An 8,509-nucleotide genomic window follows, 5' to 3' on the forward strand; every position below is an offset into this window, starting at 1 on the left:
CCGTACGGGGCCCGGTGGAGGACTCCGAACGGCCGCACACGGCACCCCGCCTCACCGCACCGCCGCCGGCCCCGCGCACCGCTCAGCCGAACCGCACTACGGATGCGGCCGCGCCGGGCGGTCAAGCATGCCGTCGAGCACCCGGCCGAAGACCCGGCGGCCCGCTCCGGCGATCAATGGATCGGCCCACCGGGGCAGCAGCCGGACACTCAGCTCCTCCACCCACACCACATGGGATCCGCAATCGGTCGGATACACATCGATCGACGCCCGGCCCAGCACCAGCGAACCGCGCTTCTCCAGCCGGCACAGCCCCGCGCGCCCGGCTGCGGGCGGCGTCCACCGCACCACTTCCATCGGATCGTCGAACCCCAGTGGACCCACGCCCGTGCGTGCCACAAAAACGGTCCCGATCCCGGTCGGCAGCCCCGTGGGGACGGTGATCGTGGTCAGCGGTACATGCGCGGCATGCCGCTCCCAGTCCGTCACCCGGCGCCATGACTCGGCTGCGGGCAGGGGCGTGAAGCGCTCGATCCGGAAGACGGCCACAGCGCGATCCTAGGCCGTGTACCGCCCATTGCGAGCCTGGCCGGAAGCCACGTATCGCCCGACGGCTCAGGAGTCGCCGTCCGCGAGGCGGCCCGCCACCAGCAGGCCCGGCAGATGCTCCTCGATCTCCTCGCGGGCGGTGGCCGACAGACCCGCGTCCGTCACGAACGTGTCCACCTGCTCCAGAGCCGCGAACGAACTCAGGCCCACCTTGCCCCACTTGGTGTGGTCGGCGACCACCACCACACGCCGCGCCGACTGGACGAAGCGGCGGTTGGTTTCGGCCTCCGCCAGATTCGGCGTCGAAAGACCGGCCTCCACCGAGATCCCGTGCACCCCGAGGAACAGCACATCGAAGTGGAGCGAGGCGATCGCCTGATCGGCGACCGGGCCGACCAGCGAGTCCGACGGAGTCCGAACCCCACCGGTGAGCACCACCGTGGCGGCCCCGGTACGCGCCCCGCCCGCAGCCCCCGACCGCTGCGCGGAGTGGAACACATCGGCGACCCGCACCGAGTTGGTCACCACCGTCAGATCCGGTACGTCCAGCAGCTGTTGGGCGAGTGCGTACGTTGTCGTGCCGCCGGAGAGCGCGATGGCGCTGCCGGGCACCGCCATCGCCGCGGCTGCCCGCGCGATGTCCTCCTTGGCGGTCAGCTCCAGAGCCGACTTGGCCTCGAAACCGGGCTCGTGCGTGCTGGCCTCGACCACCGGAACGGCCCCGCCGTGCACCTTCTCGATCACACCCTGGCGGGCCAGCGCGTCCAGATCCCGGCGGACGGTCATGTCGGAGACGCTCAGCTTGCGGGTCAGCTCATTGACCCGGACCCCGCCGCGCCTGCGCACCTCGTCGAGGATCAGGGCGCGCCGCTGCTCCGCGAGCAGGTTCTGATTCTCGCTCAACGCCGGTCCGGTCCTTCCCTCTGGCCGTACAACAGTCTGTTCGGACGGGGGTCATCCTGCCACGCGGTGTCGTCGGCCGTCGCACTGGGGAGATTCCGTGAGAGCGGTGCGTACACCGGAGTTCTTCCATGATCCTGGTGACCGTGCATCAGCACTCCCCCCACGACCGAGAGAGCGAGTCACTCCAGTGCCACCTGTCACCCAGGCCCCGCAGAGTCCGGGGCCCGCGCTGGAACTGCTGGTCCATGGCGTGGGCGGCGCCACTCCGCAGGAGATGCTCGACGATCCGCGCCCGGTCCGGGTCACCGGCGACGCGACTGCCGCCATCTACCGGCGCGCCGGGGACATGGACGCCGAACAGCACCCGGAGCGGTACCGGGACCGGCCCATCGCCGAGGCCTACTGCTGGTCCAACCTCACCTCCGGCAACGGCTCCCGCGCCCTGTGGCTGCTGCTGCTCCCGTTCATGGTGGTCAACCTCGCCCACTGGATGCGCCCCACCGCCCGGGGCCGTACCCGCGCGGTGCGCCTGTACGGCGTCCTCGTCCGGCTCGTCGCGCTCAGCCTCACGGTCCTGCTGACCGCGGCGGCCTGCGAGGTCGCGCTCGATCTGACGGCCTGGCAGTGCGCGGGCGTGCCGGACTGCTCGAACCAGCGGTCCTGGCTCGGCTTCCTGTCGACGGCACAGGGCGGCTGGTGGTCCCAGCCGGGCCGAAGGCTCGCCCTCGCCGCTCTGGTGCCCACCGCCCTGGTGGGGCTGCTCTGGTTCCTGTCCAACCGGACATGGAGCGCGTACGAATCGCAGCGCCCGCTCACCGGATCCGAACCGGACGACGCCGACCCCGAGAGCGCGCACGACCTGAACACCCCCGGCACCGCGGCCGGTGGCCGCCCGGCCCTCGCCCGGCCCGGATTCTGGTACGGCCGCCGGCTGGTCGCCCGGCTGCGCGCCGCCCACACCGCCGCCGGATTCCTCACCGTCGCCGCGTCGGTCGCGGGCGCCGCGGCCCGCCACGACCGCGCAGTCACCGGCCCCGTGCCGGAGATCCTCGGCCGGCTGATCGAGGCGGCCCTGGTCCTGGGCGCGCTCGTCGTGCTCTGGGTCGTCTGCCGCCGAGGCCGCAGCGAACGGCGTCTCGACAACCGGCTCGACCACGCCCTCATCACCTGTCTGCCCGGCGCAGCCCTGGCCCTGCTCGTCCTCGCCGCCGTGTACGCGGCCTGGTCACGCCCCGCCTGGGTCTCGGCAGGCACCCTGCCCGGCGACGTCACCTTCAGCATCGTCACGCTCGGCCAGGGGGCGCTCGTCGTCGTCCTCGCCGTGGTGTCACTGGGCCTGTACCGCCGGACCCCCGAACCCCGCACCGTCATGTACGGACTCGGCGGACCGGTCGTCGCCATGCTCGCGTGCGCTCTCGGCGGCGTGATGACCGGCGGGGTCGCCCAGCGCGTCGCCGACTGGCTCGACGGCTCCGGAACCCCGGGCATGGGCAGGAGCGCCGTCATCGAGGGGCCGCCGGTGCTGCTCAGCTGGCAGGCCTCGGTCATCCCCGTGCTCCTGGTGCTGCTCGCGGTCCCCGGCATCCTGCTGCTCGTACGCACCTGGCTCGCCGCCCGCGCTCTGGAGCCCGAGGTCGACCGGGAGTACGGTCAGGAGCGGCCGGACCCCGCCCGGACCCGGCAGATCGCCCGGATCCGGGCCACGGCAGCCCTCACCGACTCCGCGCCCTGGATCCTCGGCCCGGTCTCCGGCGCCACGCTGCTGCTCGGTGCGGCGGCGGTCGGCGGGGCCTGGGCGAGCGGTGAGGTGCCCGGGCTGGCGATGGAGGGAAGCGGCCCGTTCGTCGAGTCCGTGGCCGAGGCGGCCCAGTCGACCGGATCCTGGATGATCGGACTCGGCTTCGTACTCTTCGTCACCTGGGGACGGCGTGCCTACCGCGACGTCTCCGCCCGGCGCACCATCGGCATCCTCTGGGACGTCGGTACGTTCTGGCCGCGCGCCGCCCACCCCTTCGCACCGCCCTGTTACGCCGAGCGGGCCGTCCCCGATCTGGCGTCACGGATGTCCGGCTGGACCGGACAGACCCGCGGCAGGCTCGTCATCTCCGGCCACTCACAGGGCAGCGTCCTCGCGGCGTCCGCGGTCTGGCAGCTGCCCGCCGAGACCCGGAGCCGGGTCGCCCTGCTCACCTACGGCTCGCCGGTCGAGCGACTGTACGCGCGCTGGTTCCCGGCCTACTTCGGCCCTGTACCGCTGCACGGACTGCACCGGTCCGTGCGCTGCTGGCGCAATCTGTGGCGGGCCACCGACCCGATCGGCGGCCGGGTCCGGCTCGATGAGGGACCGGGGCCCGAGGTGGACCGGGGGCCGCTGAAGGACCCCCTGGTCTACGGGCGCACCCCCGAACATCCGCTGCCCGAACCCGTTCTGGGGCACTCGGACTACCAGGCCGACCCGGTCTTCGCCCAGGAGCGGGCCGCATTGCTGGACCGGCTGGCACCGGTCCTGCCGCGCCAGGCCGACGGGGAGGGAGCCCAGGAGACCCCGCGGGATCAGGGGAGGTCCGGCAGATCCTCCGGGTAGAGCAGCGTGAGGTCGTCCGTGCTCGGCTCGGCGAGCTGGGCGACCCGGCCCGCATGCCGCTCCACCATCGACTCGAAGGTCTGCCGAGCCGTGCGCCCATTGCCGAAAGCCGGGCCCTTGGGAAGCTCCGTGAAGTACTTCAGCAGCGCTTCCCCGGTCCCGGAGGCCAGGCTGTACTCGTGCTCGTCGGCCTGCTGCTCCACGATCCGCAGCAGTTCGGCGGGCTCGTAGTCGCTGAAGGTGATGGTCCGTGAGAAACGGGAGGCCACACCGGGGTTGACGGTGAGGAACCGCTCCATCTCCTGGGTGTATCCGGCAACGATGACGACCACCGCGTCCCGGTGGTCCTCCATCAGCTTCACGAGCGTGTCTATCGCCTCCCGGCCGAAGTCCCGGCCGGAGTCCTCGGGTGACAGGGCGTATGCCTCGTCGACGAACAGCACTCCGCCGCGCGCCCGGTCGAAGGCCTCCTGGGTGCGGATGGCGGTGGAGCCGATGTGCTCGCCGACCAGATCGACGCGGGACACCTCGATCAGATGGCCTCGCTCCAGTACTCCGAGCGAGGCGAGGATCTCGCCGTACAGCCGGGCCACGGTGGTCTTGCCGGTGCCGGGGGAGCCGGTGAAGACGAGATGGCGCCGGACCGACGCGGCCTTGAGCCCGGCCTCCTGACGCCGGCGGCCGACCTCGATCATGTCGGTGAGGGCGCGCACCTCCCGCTTGACACTGTCCAGGCCCACCAGCGCGTCCAGTTCCCCGAGGACGGCGTCCGACGCGCGTACCGGCTCGGCGGCGGGCACCTCGGCCGGGGCGGGTTCGACAGCACGCTGCCCGGGGACCGCGCCGAGCAGCCCGGGAGCCGACTGGGTCGCCGTCAGCACGGTCGGGGCCGCGGGAGCGGGGGAGCGCAGCGCGCTCTCGTCGCTCGTGCAGTCCTCCACGACGGGCCCCGATCCCTTGCCGTCGCCGTGGGCGGCGCCGCCTTCAGCGAACTCGTATCCACCGCGGGCGCACCGCTCGGTACGGCAACGGGTTAGCGTCGTACGGCAGCCGTCCATCACATGGAAGCCGTAGCCATCGCTCCCGGTGACCCGGCAGCTGTGGAAGGTGCCGCGGCCCTCGGCGGAGACATAGAAACCGGCCTCGGCGGGGGAGGTGACCGTGCAGCGCTCGATCGTCGGGTCGGCGCCCTTGGTGACGATCACTCCGGTCTGTGCGGCGTCGATGGTGCAGTTGTTCAGCGTGCCGCCGCTGCCGTGGTCGCGGAACCATGCGCCGGTGGACGCCTCACGGATACGGCAGTCGTCGAGCTGGGCCGTCGCCCCGTCGCTCACCGACACCGCGGTATTGCGGATCTGGGACAGATCGCTGTCGACCACATCGGCGCGCGATCCCCGGTCGAGCACGAAGATGGCGTCCGGTACGTCGTGGACCCGGCAGGAGTCCAGTATCACGGTCGCCCCGTCGCTCACCCAGACCGCCGGGTAATCGCCCGTACTGTCATGTATTTCACACTGGTTGGCGTCGACACGGGTGCCGGGATCCCAGACCGAAAGGCCGTTGCGGCCGAACCGGCGCACCGTGGAGCGGGTCAGGGTGAGGACCGAACGGGAACGCAGATCCACTGCGTTCTCCGGGATGTCGTGGATGTCGCAGTCGGCGAGCGTCAGTACGGCGTCGGTGTCGAGCGTGACCCCGTCCGCCGAAGTGCGGTGCACCGTGCAGTCGGTGAGGTGGGCGGCCGCGCGAGCGGTCACCTGTATTCCGCTGCCCTTGATCTCGTACACCTCGCAGCCGACGGCCTCCAGGCCGCTGCCCTCGCCGGTGACGCTCAGCCCCGCGCCCGACGCATGGTGGATCCGGCAGCGCTCCAGCCGCGGATGCGCACCGTCACGTACCGAGACACCGGACTGGCCGGCCGAGACGACCTCGCACTGCTCGAACACCCCGCCCGCACCGTCGAGTACGGCGATGCCGACCCCGGCCGGGTTGTCGACCGTGCAGCGGCGCACGGTCGGCCGGGCCGCACCGCGCACCTCGATCCCGGCGGCCGAACGCGTGACGATCCGCAGATCCGCGAGCTCCGGCGCGCCGTCCTCGACGAGCAGCGCCGGGGCCGTCGAGTCCTGACCCTCCACATGCAGGTCCGAGACGACGGCGGAGGCGCGGACGGTCAGCGGTACGCCGTCGACCGGCGCGATCCGTACGGAACCGACCGAGCCCTCGGGGCCGCGCAGCGTCACCGCGCGGTGCAGGACCAGATTCTCCCGGTAGGTGCCCGGCGCGATGGTGAGGACATCGCCGTCCGCCGCGGCCTCCAGGGCTGCGGTGAGGGAGGCGTATTCGCCTGTGCGGCGCCGCCACCGCGATGTGCCGGTGTGCGTCACCTGGACCGTGCCCTGTGCCATGGCGCTGTTGTGCCCCCACCTCGTGCGTGTGTGATGCCCGTGTCACCGGCCTTCCGGCAGCGACGAACTCCGGGCCCGCCCACCGAGGAAGCGGGCGGGCCGGTCCACCGTAGCGCGCGCGGCGGGCGGGAGTTGACCCGATCGGCAGCTGATCAGCTGCCGGTCCCGGTCCTGCCCCAGTCGGGACCGGCCTTCGCCCAGGCTCGGTCGATCCGGATGTACCGCCCCCGCACCATGCGCCAGACGATCAGGCGTCGGCCGCCCTCGACCAGTCCGACGGCGAGCAGCATCGCCCCGAGCCCGGCCAGCGCCGCATGTGTATGAGCCGTCGGAGCGTCCATGGGCCGCAGCGCGGCGCGGCCGTCGAGGTCCGTCCAGATCTCCACCTCGGCCCCGGGATCCGTCCTGCGGGAGGAGGTGGTCACCGTACCGCGGCGGTTCGTGCCGTCCGGGGCCTTCCAGCGCGCCACCACCGAGGTCTGCGCGGAGCGTTCCGAGGACACCTCGGGATCGGTGGCGAAATGTGGTGCTCCCGGTGCCCGGCGCACCACGACCGCGGTCGTGGCATGACGCTGGGCCTGCTGGGCCCGCACCGATTTCTGCAGGGCGTTGTCCGTGAACGAACCGCATACCCAGCCCACCGACGGCGCCGCCAGCACCATGAGAAGCAGCGCGACAAGAGCCACCCATGCCTCGCGCCGGTCAGTGGCGCGGCGCAGGGGGTTGCGCCGCCAACGCCACACTCCCGCAACCGCTCGCACAGTCCTGCACCCCCTTCCGTATCCGTCTTAACCTGATACGGCATGCTTCGCTCGCTGGAGCAGCGAAGAGAGAGCAACCTCACCCTGGCCAACGCACGGACCGCCCCCGTGAGTTCCCCCGCCCCACAGGTCCGGGCTGACAGTTCCTCCGGGGCACGCGCGGCCGACGAGGGGGCTGTGCTGCCGGTGCGGGAACACCGAAGTCGCCGTCGAGTCCCCATGGCTCGACGACGACCTCGTGCGACTGTGTGCGATTCCCGGCTCAGTACCCCCGGCCCTGGTACGGGCGGTTGTACGGGTCCTCGTAAGGCGAGGGCGCCGGGGCGGGGCGCGGCGACGCCGGACGCATCGCCTCGTAACCGGTGCCCGGCGCCGGCCGCTGCTGTTGCTGCGGATAGGGCGCCTGGTACCCGCCGCGGGCCGCGGTCGGCTGCTGCGGGATGTACGGCGCCGGGGCGTGCTGCAGCTGTGCGGGCTGCATCGGCGCGTAACCCTGCTGGGCCGGCTGCTGGTAGCCGTACGACGGATTGGGCTGGGAAGGCGCCGCGGGAAGAGCCGGCAGCGCCGCCGGGAGCGCCGGCAGGTAGCTGTTGCCGGTGTCATAGGCGGCAGGCACTCGGATCGGAGCGATCTGAGGGGTGCCCCGCTCCGCGACCAGGGAGTCGTAGATCGGAGTGTCGGGGAACGACGGTGCGGCGTAGTAGCCGCCGCCGTAGGTGGAGCGGGGGGAGGTCATGACACCTAAGTTAAGCCCACGATGTGCTGGTTGGGGAGCCCCAATCTTGGGGTTATCCGTTTTACGCTGGTTCTGTCCGCCTGACCTGCCAAAACATCGTTAAAGCTTCCGTTAACAGCGGGGGCTTTTCCGTTGGAGGGCCCCATGGCTAACGAGAAGTGGCGGATGGGCTGCAAGGGGCGACCCCCGCGTGGCACTCGCCAGGACGGAGGGCTTCGACCCCGAGCGCCTGGAACCTTACGACTCTCAGGAGATCGCCGACGGCAACCGCGGCCTGCCGGTCGCCACCGCCGACAGCGCGCGCGGTGACTACTGGGCCTACCGGCTCGGCGGTGTCGCCGCCCACCGGTTTCGGGAGAACATCCACCCCCGCTACGCCGCCTGCGTCCGTCTCCACCTCATCCCCAACCGCGGCACCGAGAAGGACGCCCGACTCACGGTCAAGGACGTACGCAGGCGTTGTCACGTTGTTCGGTGTGTGGGTGTCTGACGGTGCGTCGGGGCATGGTGGTGCCGGGTTTTGGGGCTGTGTTCAGGCCGTGGTGGGCTGGCGGGCAGCGCCGCTGAT

General features: G+C 71.8%; 7 protein-coding genes. 2 read left to right on the forward strand and 5 right to left on the reverse strand.

The features are described from left to right. Positions 1–96: 96 nt before the first annotated feature. Both ACGFU7_RS40395 and ACGFU7_RS40400 read right to left on the reverse strand, forming a co-directional pair. Positions 97–549: an SRPBCC family protein gene (locus ACGFU7_RS40395; protein ID WP_393702983.1), complete on the reverse strand. Its 453-nt coding sequence runs from the start codon at positions 547–549 to the stop codon at positions 97–99. A gap of 66 nt (positions 550–615) precedes the next feature. Next, positions 616–1,452: a DeoR/GlpR family DNA-binding transcription regulator gene (locus tag ACGFU7_RS40400; protein ID WP_393702985.1), complete on the reverse strand. Its 837-nt coding sequence runs from the start codon at positions 1,450–1,452 to the stop codon at positions 616–618. A 274-nt stretch (positions 1,453–1,726) separates the two neighbouring features. Here ACGFU7_RS40400 and ACGFU7_RS40405 point away from each other — a divergent pair, with 274 nt between their 5' ends. Then, positions 1,727–4,036, forward strand: a complete 2,310-nt coding sequence (locus ACGFU7_RS40405) for a hypothetical protein (protein WP_393702995.1) — start codon at positions 1,727–1,729, stop codon at positions 4,034–4,036. Here the strand turns inward: ACGFU7_RS40405 and ACGFU7_RS40410 are convergent. From ACGFU7_RS40410 to ACGFU7_RS40420, 3 genes are all read right to left on the reverse strand, one after another. After that, positions 4,006–6,444, reverse strand: a complete 2,439-nt coding sequence (locus ACGFU7_RS40410) for a right-handed parallel beta-helix repeat-containing protein (RefSeq protein WP_393702986.1) — start codon at positions 6,442–6,444, stop codon at positions 4,006–4,008. The genes ACGFU7_RS40405 and ACGFU7_RS40410 overlap by 31 nt on opposite strands. Positions 6,445–6,596: 152 nt before the next feature. After that, on the reverse strand, positions 6,597–7,205 hold the full coding sequence (locus tag ACGFU7_RS40415; RefSeq protein ID WP_393702987.1) for a hypothetical protein: 609 nt from the start codon (positions 7,203–7,205) through the stop codon (positions 6,597–6,599). A gap of 262 nt (positions 7,206–7,467) precedes the next feature. Beyond that, complete coding sequence (locus tag ACGFU7_RS40420) at positions 7,468–7,941, reverse strand: DUF6643 family protein (RefSeq protein ID WP_393702989.1); 474 nt, start codon at positions 7,939–7,941, stop codon at positions 7,468–7,470. A gap of 190 nt (positions 7,942–8,131) precedes the next feature. On the opposite strand from ACGFU7_RS40420, the gene ACGFU7_RS40425 reads away from it, so the two are divergent. Further along, the gene (locus tag ACGFU7_RS40425) at positions 8,132–8,431 is read left to right on the forward strand and encodes a hypothetical protein (RefSeq protein ID WP_393702990.1); all 300 of its coding nucleotides are present in this window, start codon (positions 8,132–8,134) and stop codon (positions 8,429–8,431) included. The last annotated feature ends 78 nt before the right edge of the window (positions 8,432–8,509 follow it).

It is taken from the genome of Streptomyces sp. NPDC048473 (assembly GCF_043200155.1).
Classification (GTDB): Bacteria; Actinomycetota; Actinomycetes; order Streptomycetales; family Streptomycetaceae; genus Streptomyces.